At 68.9% G+C, this 16,511-nt stretch carries 18 protein-coding genes; all 18 read left to right on the top strand.

Features of this window, described 5'->3' with window-relative positions:
• Nucleotides 1-87: 87 nt before the first annotated feature.
• The 18 genes from ACSDHM_RS18395 to ACSDHM_RS18310 are packed head-to-tail and all read left to right on the top strand — an operon-like array spanning nt 88 to nt 16,474.
• Complete coding sequence (locus ACSDHM_RS18395) at nt 88-831, top strand: beta-ketoacyl synthase chain length factor (RefSeq protein WP_227837050.1); 744 nt, start codon at nt 88-90, stop codon at nt 829-831.
• On the top strand, nt 824-1,621 hold the full coding sequence (locus ACSDHM_RS18390; RefSeq protein ID WP_072167809.1) for a lysophospholipid acyltransferase family protein: 798 nt from the start codon (nt 824-826) through the stop codon (nt 1,619-1,621). The genes ACSDHM_RS18395 and ACSDHM_RS18390 overlap by 8 nt, the downstream gene beginning before the upstream one ends.
• Complete coding sequence (locus ACSDHM_RS18385) at nt 1,608-1,865, top strand: phosphopantetheine-binding protein (RefSeq protein ID WP_005411610.1); 258 nt, start codon at nt 1,608-1,610, stop codon at nt 1,863-1,865. Before ACSDHM_RS18390 ends, ACSDHM_RS18385 begins: the two co-directional genes overlap by 14 nt.
• Nucleotides 1,866-1,882: 17 nt before the next feature.
• A complete protein-coding gene (locus ACSDHM_RS18380) occupies nt 1,883-2,140 on the top strand; it encodes an acyl carrier protein (RefSeq protein WP_005411609.1) in 258 nt (85 codons plus the stop codon).
• A gap of 22 nt (nt 2,141-2,162) precedes the next feature.
• Nucleotides 2,163-2,714: a membrane protein gene (locus ACSDHM_RS18375; RefSeq protein ID WP_049416044.1), complete on the top strand. Its 552-nt coding sequence runs from the start codon at nt 2,163-2,165 to the stop codon at nt 2,712-2,714.
• Nucleotides 2,707-4,392 (top strand): AMP-binding protein, encoded by a 1,686-nt coding sequence (locus ACSDHM_RS18370; RefSeq protein ID WP_334271643.1) that lies wholly within the window; start codon nt 2,707-2,709, stop codon nt 4,390-4,392. The genes ACSDHM_RS18375 and ACSDHM_RS18370 overlap by 8 nt, the downstream gene beginning before the upstream one ends.
• Complete coding sequence (locus ACSDHM_RS18365) at nt 4,382-5,152, top strand: glycosyltransferase family 2 protein (protein ID WP_065196793.1); 771 nt, start codon at nt 4,382-4,384, stop codon at nt 5,150-5,152. The genes ACSDHM_RS18370 and ACSDHM_RS18365 overlap by 11 nt, the downstream gene beginning before the upstream one ends.
• Before the next feature lies 1 nt (nt 5,153).
• Complete coding sequence (locus tag ACSDHM_RS18360) at nt 5,154-6,095, top strand: LpxL/LpxP family acyltransferase (RefSeq protein ID WP_088497001.1); 942 nt, start codon at nt 5,154-5,156, stop codon at nt 6,093-6,095.
• Nucleotides 6,085-7,635, top strand: coding sequence for an HAL/PAL/TAL family ammonia-lyase (locus tag ACSDHM_RS18355; RefSeq protein WP_088497002.1), 1,551 nt, complete (start codon nt 6,085-6,087; stop codon nt 7,633-7,635). The genes ACSDHM_RS18360 and ACSDHM_RS18355 overlap by 11 nt, the downstream gene beginning before the upstream one ends.
• On the top strand, nt 7,622-8,053 hold the full coding sequence (locus ACSDHM_RS18350; protein WP_010482317.1) for an acyl-CoA thioesterase: 432 nt from the start codon (nt 7,622-7,624) through the stop codon (nt 8,051-8,053). Before ACSDHM_RS18355 ends, ACSDHM_RS18350 begins: the two co-directional genes overlap by 14 nt.
• A 2-nt stretch (nt 8,054-8,055) precedes the next feature.
• Nucleotides 8,056-8,679: a LolA family protein gene (locus ACSDHM_RS18345; protein ID WP_172412127.1), complete on the top strand. Its 624-nt coding sequence runs from the start codon at nt 8,056-8,058 to the stop codon at nt 8,677-8,679.
• Nucleotides 8,672-11,026: an MMPL family transporter gene (locus tag ACSDHM_RS18340; protein WP_438914862.1), complete on the top strand. Its 2,355-nt coding sequence runs from the start codon at nt 8,672-8,674 to the stop codon at nt 11,024-11,026. Before ACSDHM_RS18345 ends, ACSDHM_RS18340 begins: the two co-directional genes overlap by 8 nt.
• A gap of 53 nt (nt 11,027-11,079) precedes the next feature.
• Nucleotides 11,080-12,330, top strand: coding sequence for an NAD(P)/FAD-dependent oxidoreductase (locus tag ACSDHM_RS18335; RefSeq protein WP_438914863.1), 1,251 nt, complete (start codon nt 11,080-11,082; stop codon nt 12,328-12,330).
• Nucleotides 12,318-12,875 carry a DUF3261 domain-containing protein gene (locus tag ACSDHM_RS18330; protein WP_065177844.1) on the top strand — a complete coding sequence of 186 codons (558 nt, stop codon included), beginning with the start codon at nt 12,318-12,320 and terminating at the stop codon, nt 12,873-12,875. Before ACSDHM_RS18335 ends, ACSDHM_RS18330 begins: the two co-directional genes overlap by 13 nt.
• Complete coding sequence (locus ACSDHM_RS18325; RefSeq protein WP_353080484.1) at nt 12,872-14,056, top strand: beta-ketoacyl-ACP synthase; 1,185 nt, start codon at nt 12,872-12,874, stop codon at nt 14,054-14,056. Before ACSDHM_RS18330 ends, ACSDHM_RS18325 begins: the two co-directional genes overlap by 4 nt.
• Nucleotides 14,053-14,508 (top strand): ApeP family dehydratase, encoded by a 456-nt coding sequence (locus tag ACSDHM_RS18320; RefSeq protein ID WP_005420287.1) that lies wholly within the window; start codon nt 14,053-14,055, stop codon nt 14,506-14,508. Before ACSDHM_RS18325 ends, ACSDHM_RS18320 begins: the two co-directional genes overlap by 4 nt.
• Nucleotides 14,505-15,236 (top strand): 3-oxoacyl-ACP reductase FabG, encoded by a 732-nt coding sequence (gene fabG / locus ACSDHM_RS18315; RefSeq protein WP_111128537.1) that lies wholly within the window; start codon nt 14,505-14,507, stop codon nt 15,234-15,236. The genes ACSDHM_RS18320 and fabG overlap by 4 nt, the downstream gene beginning before the upstream one ends.
• Entirely contained in the window at nt 15,236-16,474 is a 1,239-nt protein-coding gene (locus ACSDHM_RS18310) for a beta-ketoacyl-ACP synthase (protein WP_438914864.1), read from the top strand. The genes fabG and ACSDHM_RS18310 overlap by 1 nt, the downstream gene beginning before the upstream one ends.
• The last annotated feature ends 37 nt before the right edge of the window (nt 16,475-16,511 follow it).

Here is a 16,511-nt window from a genome sequence, read left to right as displayed (position 1 = left end):
GGACGCACGGCTGCAGGACTGGGGGGCCGCCGCGCGTCGCCGTAATGGCTCGTGCCTATCGTTCTCCCGTTGAAGCACCTTCGCTAAATGATCGAATTCTCCATCGTCGACTGGGCTGCCTGGGCGCCCGGCCTGAGCGAGCGTAGCCAGTGGCTGGGCTGGGCCGATGCGCCGTATCCGCCGGTTGGCGAAGACACGCCGGCGCTGGCCGAGATCCCGGCAATGCAGCGCCGCCGCATCGAGCGGCTGGGCCGGATGGCGATCCAGGCCGCCTGCTGGTGCGAGGAGGGGCAGGGGGCGGACAGCCAGGTCCCGCTGGTGTTCGCCAGCCGCCACGGCGACGTGGCCCGTTCGATGGAGCTGCTGGGGGCGCTGTCCAATGATCAGCCCTTGTCACCAACGGGGTTCGGCCTGTCGGTGCACAACGCGATCGCTGCGTTGTACTCGATCGCGCGCGGCCACCGTGGCAACTACCTGGCGCTGGCCGCCGGCCAGGCCACGGTCGAAACCGCCTGCCTGGAAGCGGCCGGTCTGCTCGCCGATGGCGCCCGCGAAGTTCGGGTCGTGGTGTATGAGTCGCGCCTTCCCGAGATTTACGCGACGTTCGCCGACGAACCCGACCCGTTCTTTGCCTGGTGTTGGCGTTTGACGGCGCCGATGCCGGGCCAGCCGACCCTCTCCCTGCAGTGGGAGGCGGCGCCGGAGGCCCCTGCCACCGCCCCGGGCGCGCTGCCGCACGCGCTGGACCTGCACCGCTTCCTGCTGTCCGGTGCGCCGGCGCTGGAGCACGTGGCCCTGGGCCAGCGCTGGCACTGGGGGCGCCGTGGCTGAGGCGCTGCGCCGCCTCGATCATGCCTGGCGGGTGCTCGGCACCGGCCTGAGCTTTGCCGCATTCGGCATGGGTGGCCTGCTGCTGGGCGTGCTGGTGATGCCGGTGCTGCTGCTGATGCGCGACCCGGTGGTCCGTCGCCGCCGGGCGCGCCGGGTGGTTCAGGTTGCCTTTGCCAGCCATCTGCGCCTGATGCGCGCGCTGGGGGTGATGACCTACCAGATCGAGGGCGGTGAACGCCTGCAGCGCGACGGTTTGCTGGTCCTGGCCAATCACCCGACCCTGATCGACGTGGTCTGCCTGATCTCGCTGCTGCCCAACGCCGATTGCGTGGTGAAACGGGCCGTGGCCCGCAACCCGTTCATGCGCGGTCCGGTGCGGGCGGCCGGCTACATCTCCAATGACGATGGCGCTGGCCTGGTCGATGACTGCGTGGCGGCGGTGCACGCCGGCGGCACCCTGGTGATCTTCCCCGAAGGCACCCGCAGCGTGCCGGGCCAGCCGCCGCGGCTGCAGCGCGGGGCCGCCAACATCGCCGTCCGCGGCCGGCTGGACATCACCCCGGTGCGGATTACCTGCACCCCGCCCACGTTGACCAAGGGACAGAAGTGGTATCGTGTCCCCTCACGTCGCTTTCACGTTCGGCTGCAGATCGGCGAAGATATCCCGATCGCGCCCTTCCTGGCCGATGACGACTCGCCAAGGGGGGATGCCTTGGCAGCCCGCCGCGTCACCGAGCACCTTTCTCGTTATTTCGACCTGTCTGGAGATCCGCCCCGTGCAAGCACTTGAGCACGAGATCAAGGAATTGATCATTTCCTCCCTTTCGCTGGAGGACATCACGCCGGAGGACATCGATCCGACCGCGCCGCTGTTCGTCGAGGGCCTCGGCCTGGATTCGATCGACGCGCTGGAGCTGGGCCTGGCGCTGCAGAAGAAGTACGGTGTCAGCCTCTCGGCCGATTCGGAAGAAACCCGTCGCCATTTCTCCAGCGTGCGCGCGCTCGGCGAGTTCGTCGCCGCCCGCCAGTCGTAACGGCGCCAGGAATTGCCATGACCAAGAATGAACTGTTCGAACGCATCGTCAGCATCCTGACCGACAGCTTCGAGATTGAAACCGCCCGGATCACCCCCGAGGCCCGCCTGTATGACGACCTGGACATCGACAGCATCGATGCGGTCGACCTGATCGTGCAGCTCAAGCCACTGCTCGGCCGCAACCTGCAGCCGGAAGCGTTCAAGGCCGTGCGCACCGTGCAGGACATCGTTGATGTCGTGCATGGACTGCTGCCGGACCAGGCAGCCGCCTGACCGCAGCGCCGGCGGCTTCGCCATGGCTCGCGCACGTACCGTCGTGGTGGCAGCGATTTCGCTTGCCTACCCGCTGCTGGTGTACCTGGCGATGGGCCGCTTCGAGCCGCGCTGGCTGTCGCTGCTGCTGTTCACCCTGGCCCTGCTGCGTGCGCTGAGCACGCGCCAGCCGTTGTGGTGGGCCGCCGCCGCCGGCACCGGCCTGCTGGCGGTGCTGGCCACCGTGCTCAACCAGGCCCTGCCGCTGAAGCTGTATCCGGCGCTGGTCAATGCGGTGATGCTGGCGGTGTTCGGCACCAGCCTGCGCTTCGGGCCGCCGTTGGTGGAGCGTCTGGCGCGGCTGCAGGAGCCGGACCTGCCCCCGTTCGCGGTGGCCTATACCCGCCGCGTCACCCAGGTGTGGTGCGGCTTCTTCGTTCTCAACGGCAGCCTGGCCCTGCTGACCGCGCTGTACGCGTCGGACCGGGCCTGGATGCTCTACAACGGATTGTTGGCGTACGTGATGATGGGCGTGTTGTTCGCAGGTGAGTGGCTGGTGCGGCGGCGGGTGAAGGCGGCGCACGCGCATGGCTGAGTGGATTGCCCTGGACCGGCTGCTGCTGGAGGCGCGGCCGCAGCGCAGCGTCGGCCTGTGCGACGGAGACATGGTTGACCACGCCTGCTTCCGCCAGCGCGTACGGGGCTGGCGCGCCGCCTTTGCGGCGGCTGAAGGCCGCGACTGGGCCCTGTATTTCGATGACGCCGTGGCCTTCGCTGCGGCGCTGTTCGGCGCCTGGCATGCCGGCAAGCGGGTGTTCCTGGCCGCTGACAACCTGCCGGCCACGCTGCAGGCGCTGCAGCCGCAGGTGAGCGGTTTCGCGGGCGACGTACCGGCCGACTACCGCCCGCTGGCGGCGCTGGACGCCACACTGGACGACGAACTGCAGGCGCTGGACGAGCGCGCCTGCGAGCTGTGCGTGTTCACCTCCGGCAGCACCGGCCAGCCCAGTGCGATCGGCAAGCGCCTGGACCAGCTGGCGCGCGAGGTGGAAGCGCTGCAGGCCGCGTTCGGTGCGCAGCTGGATGGCGCGCAGGTGCACGGCACGGTGTCCCACCAGCACATCTACGGGCTGCTGTTCCGCGTGCTGTGGCCGCTGGCCGCCGGCCGCCTGATCCATCCGCGTCGGTTCTTCCACGAAGACCTGGTGGGTGCGCTGGCCGGTACCGACACGGTGCTGGTGGCGACGCCGGCCCATCTCAAGCGCCTGCCCGAGCAGCTCGACTGGGCCAGCCTGCATGGCCGCCTGCGTGCGGTGTTCTCCTCCGGTGGCCCGCTGCCGGAGGACGCGGCGCGACAGGTGCGGCAGTGGTTGGGCGTGGCGCCGACCGAGGTCTATGGCAGCAGCGAGACCGGCGGTATCGCCTGGCGCCGCTGGGACACCGACCTGCCGCCGTGGCAGCCGCTGCCGGGTGTGCAATGGCGGATCGACGACGGCTGCCTGGCGGTGGCCTCGGCGCATCTGGAAACTCCCGGCTGGTGGCGCACCCAGGACCGCGTGGAAGCCTTGGCCGATGGCCGTTTCCGGCTGCTGGGCCGCGCCGACCGCATCGTCAAGATCGAAGAGCGCCGCGTCTCGCTGGATGCTCTGGAACGCGCGCTGCGCGAAGACACCGAAGTGGATGACGTGCGCGTGCTGGTGCTGCCCGGGCAGCGCGAGCAGCTGGCCGCCGTGGTGGTTCCGGCCGATCCGGCGCTGCTGGAGGGCGGCGACGCCGCGCGCCGTGCGCTGGGCCAACGCCTGGGCGCGCGCCTGGCGCATGCGCATGACGCGGTGACCCGGCCGCGCCGTTGGCGGCTGGTGCAGGCGTTGCCGATCAACGCGCAGGGCAAGGTGACCCAGGCGGCATTGGCGGCGCTGTTCCAGCCACTGATGCCGGTGCCGGTCTGGGACTGCCGCGACGCCGCCAGCGCCACGCTGCGCATGACCCTCGACCCGGCGCTGCGGCCGTTCCAGGGCCACTTCCCGCAGGCGGCGATCCTGCCCGGTGTTGCGCAGCTGGACTGGGCGATGCGTTTCGGCCGCCAGGCATTTGCGATGCCGCGCGCGTTCCTGCGCATGGACGCGGTGAAGTTCCAGCACGTGGCCCGCCCCGGCGATGAGTTGACCCTGCAGCTGGACTGGGATGCCGCACGCAACGTGCTGGCCTTCCGCTATACCTCCAGCCACGGTGTGCATGCCAGCGGCAAGGTGGTTTTCGCCGATGCGGACTGACCCGGCCGTTGCCGGTGCCGCGTTCGCGCCACTGGTGGTGATTCCCGTCTACGACCACGAGCACGCCATCGTGGCGGTGGTCGACGGTGTGCAGGCCGCTGGCCTGCCTTGCCTGCTGGTCGACGATGGTTCGCATGAGGCGTGCGCGGCGGTGCTGCGCACGCTGGCACAGCGCCAGGGCGTCGACCTGCTGCGCCTGGACGCCAACCAGGGCAAGGGTGGGGCGATGCTGGCCGGTTTTGCTGAAGCCGGCGCGCGTGGCTACAGCCACGTGCTGCAGATCGACGCAGACGGCCAGCACGATACCGCTGACCTGCCACGCTTCATCGAGGCCGCGCGTGTGCATCCCGACGCGGTGATCTGCGGCATTCCGGCCTACGACGCCAGTGTTCCCAAGGCACGCCTGTATGGCCGCTACGCCACCCACGTCTGGGTCTGGATCAACACGCTGTCGCTGCACCTGCGCGACACCATGTGCGGATTCCGGGTGTATCCCCTGCCACCGGTGCTGCGCCTGATCGGTGAAGAGACCATCGGCCGGCGCATGGATTTCGATACTGAAGTGATGGTGCGCCTGTACTGGCGCCAGCTGCCGGTCGAGCACCTGGCCACGCGCGTGACCTATCCCGCCGATGGCGTGTCGCACTTCGATGTGTGGCGCGACAACGTGCGCATCAGCCGCATGCACACCCGCCTGTTCTTCGGCATGCTCTGGCGCGCACCGCGGCTGCTGTGGCGCCGCCTGCAGGGGCAGCGCTGAGATGGCGACCGCGCAGGACGCCCCGCACTGGGCCGACATCGGCGAATCGACGTCGGTGGCCGGCGTGCTGTTCCTGTGCTGGGTGCACCGCTGGTTCGGGCGCTGGCCATTCCGCCTGTGCGCGTGGCCAGTGGTGGCCTGCCATTGGCTGGGTAACCGTGTGGGGCGACAGGCCTCGATGCAGTACCTGCAGCGGCTGCAGGCATACAGCGGCGTGCTCGGCCGCGCGCCAACCCGGCGCGACAGCCTGCGCCACTTCTTCGCCTTCGCCGACACGATGCTGGACAAGATCCTCGGCCTGGGCGGGCGCTATCCGGCCAACCGTATCCACCTGCACCGCGACCTGGTGCTGCAGAAGATCGCGCGCCGCGAAGGCGGTCTGATCCTTACCGCGCACATCGGCTGCCTGGAACTGTGCCAGGTGCTGGCCGAACAGGTGCCGGGGTTCCGCATCACCGTGCTGGTGCACACCGCGCATGCGCAGCGCTTCAACCGCCTGCTGCAGCGGCTGGACCCGCTGGCGGCGGTGGAGCTGGTGCAGGTGACCGGAATGGGGCCGGCCACAGCGATGATGCTGGCCGAGCGCGTGGCGGCGGGTGGCTTCGTCGCCATCGTCGGCGACCGCACGCCGGTGCAGGGCGGTCGCAGTGTCACCGCCGATTTCCTCGGCCACCGCGCACCGTTCCCTATCGGCGCTTACGTGCTGGCTGCGGCGCTGGGCTGCCCGGTCTACACCATGGCCTGCCTGCACCAGGGCGAGGGCTACCGCGTGGCTTTTGAACAGTTCGCCGAACGCATCGTGCTGCCGCGTGGCTCGCGCGACGCGGCACTTGCCGAACAGGCACAGCGCTTCGCGCGCTGGCTGGAACTCCAGGTCATCCAGTCCCCGTTGGACTGGTTCAATTTCTTCCCCTTCTGGGATCAGGCTCCGCATGACGACTGACGCCGTACCCGTGTGCCGCTTTGGCGATGCACCGTTGACCATCGAAGACGTGGTTGCCCTGGCCCAGCGCCAGTGCGAGGCCGCACTGAGCGACGCGCCGGCGTTCCGCGCGCACATCCAGCGCGGTGCCGACTTCCTTGACCGCCTGCTGCGCGAAGATGGCGTGATCTACGGTGTGACCACCGGCTATGGCGATTCGTGCACGGTGAACATCCCGCCGGCACTGGTGGCTGAACTGCCGCACCACCTGTACACCTACCATGGCTGCGGCCTGGGCCGTTACCTGGACCCGGTCGAGACCCGTGCGGTGCTGGCCGCGCGCCTGGCGTCGCTGGTGCGTGGCATGTCCGGTGTCAGCGTGCCGCTGCTGGAAGGCCTGGCCACGCTGCTGCAGCACGACGTGCTGCCGATGATCCCGGCCGAAGGCTCGGTGGGGGCCAGTGGTGACCTGACCCCGCTGTCCTACGTGGCGGCGGTGCTGTGCGGCGAGCGCGAGGTGCTGCACGATGGCCGCGTGCAGCCTGCTGCCGAGGTGCTGGCGAAGATCGGCATGACCCCGCTGAAGCTGCGGCCGAAGGAAGGCCTGGCGATCATGAACGGCACCGCGGTGATGACCGGCCTGGCCTGCCTGGCCTGGCAGCGCGCCGACTACCTGGCACGGATGGCCACGCGCCTGACCGCGTTCAACGTGCTGGCCAGCGACGGCAACGCGCACCACTTCGACGAAACCCTGTTCGCGGCCAAGCCGCACCCGGGCCAGGGCCGCATCGCCGCGCGCCTGCGCAGCGACCTGCACAGCGAGCGTCCGCCACGCAATGAACAGCGCCTGCAGGACCGCTATTCGCTGCGCTGCGCGCCGCACGTGATCGGCGTGCTGGAGGACAGCCTGCCGTTCCTGCGCCAGCTGATCGAAACCGAACTGAACAGCGCCAACGACAATCCGCTGATCGATGCCGACGGCGAGCGCATCCTGCATGGCGGCCACTTCTACGGCGGCCACATCGCGCTGGCGATGGACACCCTGAAGAACACCGTGGCCAACGTTGCCGACCTGCTCGACCGGCAGCTGGCGCTGGTGGTGGATGCCCGTTACAACCATGGCCTGCCGGCCAACCTGTCGGCGGCCACCGGCCAGCGCGCGGCCATCAACCATGGCCTGAAGGCGCTGCAGATCAGCGTGTCGGCCTGGACCGCAGAAGCACTGAAGCAGACCCTGCCGGCCAGCGTGTTCTCGCGTTCCACCGAGTGCCATAACCAGGACAAGGTCAGCATGGGCACCATCGCCGCGCGCGACTGCCTGCGCGTGATCGAGCTGACCGAGCAGGTGGTGGCCGCGATGCTGATCGCCGCCCGCCAGGGCCTGGCGCTGCGCGAACGGGTTGGCCTGAACGCGCAGCTGCATGGCAGTCTGGCCGGCATGTACGCCGACCTGGGGCAGCGCATCGCCCTGGTTGAAGAAGACCGCGCGCTGGATCGCGAACTGCGGGAACTGCTGGTGGAGATCCGCGCGCAACGTTGGGAGCTGTATGCCGGTGAATGAGGCTATTGAACGGGTTGGCGAAATTGCGTTGACCCCCGCCTTCCATGACTGCGATCCGATGAACGTGGTCTGGCATGGCAACTACTTCAAGTACTTCGAGATCGCGCGCTGCGCGCTGCTTGGGCGCTACGACTACGACTATCCGCAGATGCTCGAATCGGGCTACCTGTGGCCGGTGGTCGATGCGCGGGTGAAGTACGTGCGCCCGCTGCTGTTCAACCAGGCGCTGCGCGTGATTGCGCGCATCGTGGAATGGGAGAACCGGCTGAAGATCGAGTACGAGATCCTTGATGCGGAAAGCGGCCAAGTGCTGACCCGTGCGATGACCATCCAGGTCGCGGTGGACGCGACCAGCAGGGAAATGCTGTACCAGTGCCCGCCGGTACTGTGGGAACGCCTGGGAGTGCCTGCGCCGTGAACATGCTTGTCCGTCTTTCCAGCGTGCTGCTGTGCGCGCTGATGTTCATTGCCGCACCGCAGGTGCAGGCCGCCGACCCCGCCATCGATGTGATCACCCAGGCGGTGGCGCGGCCGGACGTGCTGCGTGGCCAGTTCAGCCAGGAAAAGCAGGTCAGCGGCTTCAAGAACCCGCTGCGCTCGCAGGGCCGCTTCGTGGTCGCGCGCCAGCATGGCGTGATCTGGACCACGCTCAAGCCGTTCCCCTCCGAAGTGGTGGTCACCGCCGACCGCATCCTCAGCCGCCAGCGCGATGGCAGCACCCGTGTCGAGCTCGATGCACGGCAGCAGCCGGCGATGCGTTCGGTGAACGCGATCATGTTCGCGCTGATGAGTGGCGACGTGCAGGCGCTGTCCGGCCAGTTCAACGTGGCGGCCAGCCGTGAAGGGCAGGGCTGGCGGCTGCGGCTGACGCCGAAGTCGGCGATGCTGGCCAAGGCGTTCCAGTCGCTGACCCTGCAAGGTGACCGCTACGTGCGCCAGGTCGAGATCGTCGAGGCCAACAAGGACCGCACGCAGATCCAGTTCAGTGCACTGAGCGAAGCGCCGGCCACGCTCACCGCCGACGAGGCACGCCGCTTTGAGTGAGGGGGCAGCATCGAACGGGCCGGACCGGTTGCGGCGCTGGTGGCACTGGCTGGGCATCGCCTGGCTGGTGCTCCTGCTGGTGTTGGGTGCGCAGCAATGGCGCCTGTGGAGCCAGCAGTCGCGGATCGACACCGACATCCTCGCCCTGCTGCCGCAGGACGCGCATGACCGCCTGTTGAGTGACGTCACCCGGCGCATCGCCGACGGCAGCTCGCGCCAGGTGGTGGTGCTGCTGGGCAGCAAGGATGGCGCCGCCGCCAAGCGCGCACAGGCGGCGTTCGCTGCGGCGATGGCGGCGGATGCCGACAGTGCGTTGCTGGTGCCCAGCGGTTCGGTCGAAGGCTGGTTCGACGAGGCGCGCGCGTTCTACGCGCCGTACCGCGACCGCCTGCTGACCCCGGCCCAGCGCGAGCAGCTGCAGGGCAGCGAGCCGGGCGCGTTGGCCGAGCAGGCGTTGGCTGCGCTGTACGGTCCGATGGGCGCCCCGCGCCTGACCGATTGGCGCCAGGACCCGCTGTCGCTGTGGCCGCAATGGTGGCAGCAGCAGGCGCAGGGGTCGGGGTTGCGGCTGGGCGATGACGGCCTGCTCGAAGCCGAGGGCAGGCATTGGGCCGTACTGCAGTTCGACACCCCGGGGTCGGCGTTCCAGCTTGACGGCGAGCGCCATCTCGACGGCCTGCTGGAACGTGCCGGGCTGGCCGCCAGGACGGCGGCGCCAGAACTGGAAATCCTGCATGCGGGTGTGCCGCTGCACGCCGAAGCGGCGGCGGTGCAGGCCAACCAGGAGATCAACACGATCGGCTGGGGCTCGCTGGCCGCGGTGCTGCTGCTGGTGTGGCTGGCGTTCCGTTCGCTGCGACCGATCCTGCTGGTTGCCGCCTCACTGCTGATCGGCTGTGGCGTGGCGCTGGCGGTGACCGTGCTGGTGTTTGGCAAGGTGCATGTGCTGACCCTGGTGTTTGGTGCGTCGCTGGTGGGCGTGGCCGAGGACTACGGCATCCACTGGTTCGCTTCGCGCCAGGCCGAACCGGCTGATCGTCGCTGGAAACTGCTGCGGCACCTGCTGCCCGGCCTGTGGCTGGCCCTGCTGACCAGTGCGCTGGCCTACCTGGCACTGGGCCTGGCCCCGTTCCCGGGCCTGCGCCAGATGGCATTGTTCTCGGTGGTCGGCCTGGCCGCCGCCTTCCTCACGGTGATTTTCTGGTTCCCGTGGCTGGATGGCGGAGAGATCCGCCAGACCCGTTTCTCGCAGTGGCTGGGCAACACGCTGGAGCGCTTCCCGCGCCTGCATGGCCGTCGCCCGGTGACGGTGTTCGTGGTGATCACGCTGGCACTGGCTGCAATCGGTATCGCCCGCCTGCACAGCAACGACGACCTGCGCAGCCTGCAATCGTCGCCGCCCGCGCTGATGGCGCAGCAGATCCGCCTGAGCCAGCTGCTGGGCATGCCCAGCCCGGCACAGTTCTACCTGGTACAGGGCACCGACGCGGCGCAGTTGCTGCAGCGTGAGGAAGCGTTGACCGAACGCCTGCGCGTACTGGCCAACCAGAAGCGCATTGGGGGCTATCGCGCGATCAGCGATTGGCTGCCGTCGCCGTCGCGCCAGCAGGCCGACGCGGCGCTGACTGCGAAGGTTGAACCGGGTGTGCTTGCGGCCGTGTCCGAGGCCGTGGGAGAGCCACTGCAACGACCGCCGTTCGCGGACGCGCCACTCACCGCCGAAGCGTTCCTGGCCTCGCCGGCCTCGCAGCCGTTCCGGCACCTGTGGGTGGGCGAGGTCGGCGGGCAGATGATCAGCGTGGTGATGGTCGATGACCTGTCGCGCGCGGATACGCTGGCCACCCTGCGCGGTGCCGCCGAAGGCCTGCCCGGCGTTCGCTGGGTGGATCGCACCGCCGACTTCTCGCAGCTGCTGGGCCACTACCGCAAGCTGATGGGCGGGCTGCTGCTGGTCGGCATCGTGCTGGTGTTCGGCGCGCTGTGGCTGCGCTACCGCCGCCAGGCCTGGCGCGTGTTCGCGCCGACCCTGATTGCCGGCGCATTGACCTTGGGCCTGCTGGGCCTGTTCGGCCAGCCGCTGCAGCTGTTCAACGTGCTGGCACTGATGCTGCTGCTGGGCATGGGCATCGACTACGGCATTTTCCTGATCGAGCACCGCGGCGACGCCAGTGCCTGGCTGGCCGTGTGCGTGGGCGCGGCCAGCACCTGGCTGTCGTTCGGCTTGCTGGGCCTGTCGCAGACCCCGGCGTTGCGCGCGTTCGGCCTGACCCTGCTGTTCGGCATCGGCCTGGTCTGGCTGATCTCGCCGCTGTTCCGCCCGCCGCCGCACGATCTGCCGCCGGCCTGAGCCTGTTTTCCGACTTCCTTCTTTCCACTTGATCGAGCAACAAGGACGCACCGATGAACACTGCTGTGGATGCTGTCGAACGCACTGAAATCCTGATCATCGGCGCCGGCCCGGCCGGTTCCGTGGCCGCGGCGATGCTGCGCCAGCAGGGCCGCCAGGTCCTGATGCTGGAGCGCCAGCAGTTCCCGCGCTTCTCCATCGGTGAAAGCCTGCTGCCGCAGAGCATGGAGTACATCGAGGCGGCCGGCCTGCTGCAGGACGTGGTCGAGGCGGGTTTCCAGTACAAGAACGGTGCCGCCTTCGTGCACGGCGAAGCGCGTACGGCGTTCGATTTCAGGAAGAAGTTCTCGCCGGGTTGGGGCACCACCTACCAGGTGCAGCGCGCCGACTTCGACAACGTGCTGGCACGCGGCGCCGAGCGCATGGGCACCACGCTGCGCTTCGGCGACGAAGTGCTTGCGGTCGAGCCGGGCGAGCAACCGGCGGTGACGGTACGTCGCCCGGACGGCAGTGAATACCGCATCGAGGCCGATTTCATCCTCGATGCCTCCGGCTTCGCGCGGCTGCTGCCGCGGCTGCTGCAGCTGGAGTCGCCGTCCAACTTCCCGGTGCGCGGCGCGATCTTCTGCCACGTGCGCGACAACATTCCGGCCGAAGCGGACTTCGATCGCAACAAGATCCTGATCACCACCCACCCCGAGCACATCGACGTCTGGTACTGGACGATCCCGTTCTCCAATGGCTGCTGTTCGCTGGGCGTGGTCGCCGAGCCGTCGTTCTTCGAGCGCTACGAGGGTGACGACCTGCAGAAGCTGCAGGCCATCGTCGGCGAGGACCCCAACCTGACCCGCCTGCTGGTCAACGCCGAATGGGCGGTGCTGCCGGTGCGCCGCATCACCGGCTATTCGGCCAACGTCAGCTCGCTGTGGGGGCCCGGCTACGCGTTGCTGGGCAACGCCGGCGAGTTCCTCGATCCGGTGTTCTCCTCCGGCGTGACCATTGCCTTCAAGTCCGCGCAGCTCGCCAGTGAATGCCTCAAGCGCCGCTATGCCGGCCAGGCCGTGGACTGGGAGGCCGAGTTCTCGATCCCGCTGCGCGCGGGCGTGAAGACCTTCCGCCGCTTCGTCGAAAGCTGGTACCAGGGCGGCTTCCAGAAGATCATCTACCACCCGCAGCAGCAGCCCGAAGTGCGCGACATGATCAGCTCCATCCTGGCCGGTTACGCCTGGGACACCAAGAATCCGTATGTGGCCGATGAAAGTGGTCGCCGCATGCGCGTGCTGGAGGAATTGTGCAGCGCCTGATCTTCCGTACTGCGGCCCTGCTGCTGTGCCTGCTGCTGGCCGCCTGTGCCGGCCGCATGCCGAAACCGCAGGTGGAACTGCCGCCGCTGCGCCTGGCGCCAGCCAGCCTGCCGGCGCCGCTGGCGCTGCAGCAGCAGCTGCATTTCCGCTTCGGCACGCATGAGCGCGATCTCGACGCGCTGCTGGAAGCCGACGCCCAGCAGGTGCAGCTGGCCGTGCAGGCGATGGGCCAGACCGGCGTGCGCCTGCAATGGGACGGCCAGCAGCTGACCCAGCAGCGCGCGCCATGGCTGCCACCGCAGGTGCGCGCCGAGCGCGTGCTGGATGACCTGCAGTTCGCGCTGTGGCCGACCGCGGCCATTGCCGCCGTGCTGCCGGCGGGCTGGCAGGTCAGTGATGATGGCCATCAGCGCAGCCTGTCGCGTGAGGGCACCGTGTGGCTGCACCTGCAGCGGCTGGACGATGGCAGCGTGCAGCTGGACAACCGCGCCGAAGGCTATGCGCTGCGCATCGAATCGATCGACATGGCCGGGCCGGACCGATGAGCGCACCGATCTACCTGAACGACCTGGGTGTGGTCTGTGCACTCGGCGCTGGCCGCGCCGCAGTGACGTCGGCACTGTTCGCCGACGCGCCGGGCGGGCTCAGCGACAACGACAGCCTGTTGCCGGGGCGCACCCTGGCGCTGGGAGAAGTACGCACGCCGCTGCCGGCGCTGGATGATCTGCCGGTGGCCCTGCGCGGGCGAAACAATGCCCTGCTGGACGTGGCATTGGCTCAGATCGCGCCGGCAGTGGCCGCGGCGATCGCCCGCCATGGCGCCGAGCGCGTGGCGGTGGTGCTGGGCACCAGCACCTCGGGCATTGGTGAATCCGAGCAGGCATTGCGCAGCCATGCCGAACAGGGCCAGTGGCCGCAGGGCTTTGACTACGCCCAGCAGGAAATGGGCACCGCCGCGCAGTTCGTGCGCCAGCGCAGTGGCGCACAGGGGCCGGCATGGACCCTGTCCACTGCCTGCTCGTCCAGTGCCAAGGCGCTGATGTCGGCTGCACGCATGCTGCGCGCCGGCATCGTCGATGCGGTGATCGCCGGTGGCGCCGATTCGCTGTGCCGCTTCACCGTGGCCGGCTTCAGCGCGCTGGAATCGGTCGCGGCCCAACGCTGCAATCCGTTCTCGCAGCATCGTACCGGTATCAACATCGGCGAAGGCGCCGCGCTGTTCCTGCTCACCCGCGAACCCGGCCCGGTATGCCTGGCGGGGTGGGGCGAGTCGGCCGACGCCCACCACATGTCCGCCCCGGACCCGCAGGGCCTGGGCGCCATCGACGCCCTGCAGCAGGCGCTGCAGCGTGCTGGCTGGGCCGCCGGCGAAGTGGACTATGTGAACCTGCATGGGACCGCGACCGGCCACAACGATGCGATGGAAAGCCTGGCCGTGTCGCAGGTGCTGGGCTGCCACGTGCCGGCCAGTTCGACCAAGCCGTTGACCGGCCACACCCTGGGTGCCTCGGGTGCCATCGAGGCGGCGCTGTGCTGGATCGTGCTGGCCGAGAACCCGCAGCAGCTGCTGCCGCCGCACTGGTGGGACGGCGTGGCCGACCCGGCACTGCCGGTGCTGCCGCTGGTCGCACCGGGCACGCGCCTTGCGCAGCCGCCGCGGCGGGTGCTGAGCAATTCGTTCGCCTTCGGCGGCAGCAATGCCGTGCTGGCACTGGAGCGTCGATGAACACGTTGTACGCGATCGAAGACGTGGTGCCGCACCGCCAGGACATGTGCCTGCTGGAGCGCATCACGCAATGGGACCAGGACGCCATCGAGGCCGAACTGGTGGTGCCCGAGGCCGGCCTGTTCGTCGAGGATGACCAGGTGCCGGCATGGGTCGGCATCGAGTACATGGCGCAGGCCATCGCGGCCTGGGCCGGTTGCCGCGCGCGTGCGGCCGGCAGGCCACCGCAGCTGGGCTTCCTGCTCGGCAGCCGCCGCTACAGCAGCGCGCGCAGCAGCTTCCCCAGCGGTTCGCGGCTGCGCGTACAGGCGCGCTGCGAGCTGTTGGGTGACAATGGATTGGGGATGTTCGCCTGCCGCATCCTGGCAGGCGAGGAAGAATGGGCGACAGCCAACGTCTCGGTGTTCGAACCGGCCGACGCGATGGCCTATCTGGAGAGTGGACAGGCATGACAGGGAATCGAAGCGTGCTGGTGACCGGCGCCAGCCGGGGCATCGGCCGGGCCATCGCGCTGCGCATCGCGCGCGATGGCTTCGACGTGGTGGTGCATTGCCGCAGCCGCGTGGATGAAGCACAGGCGGTGGTCACCGAGATCCAGGCACTGGGCCAGCAGGCCCGCGTGCTGGTGTTCGACGTGGCCGACCGCGCGTCTGCGCGGGCCGCTCTGGAGGCCGATGTCGAAGCGCACGGCGCGTACTACGGCGTGGTCTGCAATGCCGGCATCGCCCGCGATGGCGCCTTCCCGGCGCTGTCAGCGGACGATTGGGACCAGGTCATCCACACCAACCTGGATGGCTTCTACAACGTGCTGCATCCGCTGATCATGCCGATGGTGCGGCGGCGCAAGCCGGGCCGCATCGTCACCCTGTCGTCGGTCTCCGGACTGGCCGGCAACCGCGGGCAGGTCAACTACAGTGCCGCCAAGGCCGGCATCATCGGCGCCACCAAGGCCCTGGCGCTGGAACTGGCCAGCCGCCAGATCACCGTCAACTGCGTGGCCCCGGGCCTGATCGAGACCGAAATGCTCAATGACGAAGTGGTTGAACACGCGCTCAAGCTGATTCCCGCCGGCCGCGTTGGCCGCCCGGACGAAGTGGCGGCTACCGTGGCGTTCCTGCTGTCCGAACCGGCCGGCTACATCACCCGGCAGGTGATCTCGGTGAACGGAGGCATGCTCTGATGGCCGCCGATCGTCGCGTGGTGGTCACCGGCGCCGCCGCCATCAGTCCAATCGGCCACGACTGGCCGACCATCGAGGCACACCTGCGCAGCTGCCGCAACGCGGTGCGTGCGATGCCCGAGTGGGATGTCTATGCCGGGCTGAACACCAAGCTGGCCGCGCCGGCGCAGGACTTCGAGCTGCCGCCGAACTACAACCGCAAGACCACCCGCTCGATGGGCAAGGTCGCGATCATGTCGGTGCGCGCCACCGAGGTGGCGCTGCGCGAGGCCGGCCTGCATGAGCATCCGGTGCTGCGCAGTGGCCGTACCGGGGTGGCCTATGGCTCCTCGTCCGGCAGCCACGAGGCCACCGGCGAATTCGGGCGCATGCTCAACGAATTCACCACGGATGGCATCAGCGCCACCACCTACCTGAAGATGATGAGCCACACCGCGCCGGTCAACATCGGCGTGTTCTTCGGCCTGTCCGGGCGCGTGTACACCACCTCCAGCGCCTGCACGTCGGGCAGCCAGGGTGTGGGCGCGGCCTATGAAGCCATCCGCAGCGGCAAGCAGACGGTGATGGTGGCCGGCGGTGCCGAGCAGCTCGATGCCACCGCTGCAGCGGTGTTCGACACGCTGTTCGCCACCAGCGTGCGCAATGACGCGCCGCAGACCACGCCTCGCCCGTTCGATGCCGGCCGCGATGGCCTGGTGCTGGGCGAGGGCGCGTGCACGCTGATCCTGGAAGACCTGGAACACGCGCAGGCGCGCGGCGCCACCATCCTTGCAGAGGTGGTCGGCTACGGCACCAACAGCGATGGCCAGCACGTCACCCAGCCCAGTGCCGACACCATGGCCCAGGCCATGCGCCTGGCATTGGAGGACGCCGGCTTGGACGCGGCGCAGATCGACTACGTCAACGCCCATGGCACCGCCACCGACCACGGCGACATCGCCGAGAGCCAGGCTACCGCACAGGTGTTCGGCAGCCGCGTGCCGATCAGCTCGCTGAAGAGCTACGTCGGCCACATGCTGGGTGCCTGTGGCGCGTTCGAGGCCTGGGTGAGCATCCAGATGATGCGTGCCGGCTGGTTCGCGCCCACCCTGAACCTGGCCGAGGTCGACCCGCGCTGTGGCCAGCTCGACTTCATCGCCGGGCAGGGCCGCGAACTGCAGGCCGAGTACGTGATGAGCAACAACTTCGCCTTCGGCGGCATCAACACCTCGCTGGTGTTCCGCCGCTGGAGCGAGTGATCCACTGCGCCAACACACCGTTCCCGTTACCCCCGCA

The organism is Stenotrophomonas sp. T8 (assembly GCF_051853085.1).
Taxonomy (GTDB): domain Bacteria; phylum Pseudomonadota; class Gammaproteobacteria; order Xanthomonadales; family Xanthomonadaceae; genus Stenotrophomonas; species Stenotrophomonas sepilia.
This window is presented reverse-complemented; position numbering and strand designations above follow the sequence as displayed.

What these genes read in the sequence shown, in the direction of transcription:
- ACSDHM_RS18395 (WP_227837050.1), top strand. Translation starts at nt 88, where the DNA reads ATGATCGAATTCTCCATCGTCGACTGGGCTGCCTGGGCGCCCGGCCTG.
- ACSDHM_RS18380 (WP_005411609.1), top strand. Translation starts at nt 1,883, where the DNA reads ATGACCAAGAATGAACTGTTCGAACGCATCGTCAGCATCCTGACCGAC.
- ACSDHM_RS18375 (WP_049416044.1), top strand. Translation starts at nt 2,163, where the DNA reads ATGGCTCGCGCACGTACCGTCGTGGTGGCAGCGATTTCGCTTGCCTAC.
- ACSDHM_RS18370 (WP_334271643.1), top strand. Translation starts at nt 2,707, where the DNA reads ATGGCTGAGTGGATTGCCCTGGACCGGCTGCTGCTGGAGGCGCGGCCG.
- ACSDHM_RS18365 (WP_065196793.1), top strand. Translation starts at nt 4,382, where the DNA reads ATGCGGACTGACCCGGCCGTTGCCGGTGCCGCGTTCGCGCCACTGGTG.
- ACSDHM_RS18360 (WP_088497001.1), top strand. Translation starts at nt 5,154, where the DNA reads ATGGCGACCGCGCAGGACGCCCCGCACTGGGCCGACATCGGCGAATCG.
- ACSDHM_RS18355 (WP_088497002.1), top strand. Translation starts at nt 6,085, where the DNA reads ATGACGACTGACGCCGTACCCGTGTGCCGCTTTGGCGATGCACCGTTG.
- ACSDHM_RS18350 (WP_010482317.1), top strand. Translation starts at nt 7,622, where the DNA reads ATGCCGGTGAATGAGGCTATTGAACGGGTTGGCGAAATTGCGTTGACC.
- ACSDHM_RS18345 (WP_172412127.1), top strand. Translation starts at nt 8,056, where the DNA reads ATGCTTGTCCGTCTTTCCAGCGTGCTGCTGTGCGCGCTGATGTTCATT.
- ACSDHM_RS18335 (WP_438914863.1), top strand. Translation starts at nt 11,080, where the DNA reads ATGAACACTGCTGTGGATGCTGTCGAACGCACTGAAATCCTGATCATC.
- ACSDHM_RS18325 (WP_353080484.1), top strand. Translation starts at nt 12,872, where the DNA reads ATGAGCGCACCGATCTACCTGAACGACCTGGGTGTGGTCTGTGCACTC.
- ACSDHM_RS18320 (WP_005420287.1), top strand. Translation starts at nt 14,053, where the DNA reads ATGAACACGTTGTACGCGATCGAAGACGTGGTGCCGCACCGCCAGGAC.
- fabG (WP_111128537.1), top strand. Translation starts at nt 14,505, where the DNA reads ATGACAGGGAATCGAAGCGTGCTGGTGACCGGCGCCAGCCGGGGCATC.
- ACSDHM_RS18310 (WP_438914864.1), top strand. Translation starts at nt 15,236, where the DNA reads ATGGCCGCCGATCGTCGCGTGGTGGTCACCGGCGCCGCCGCCATCAGT.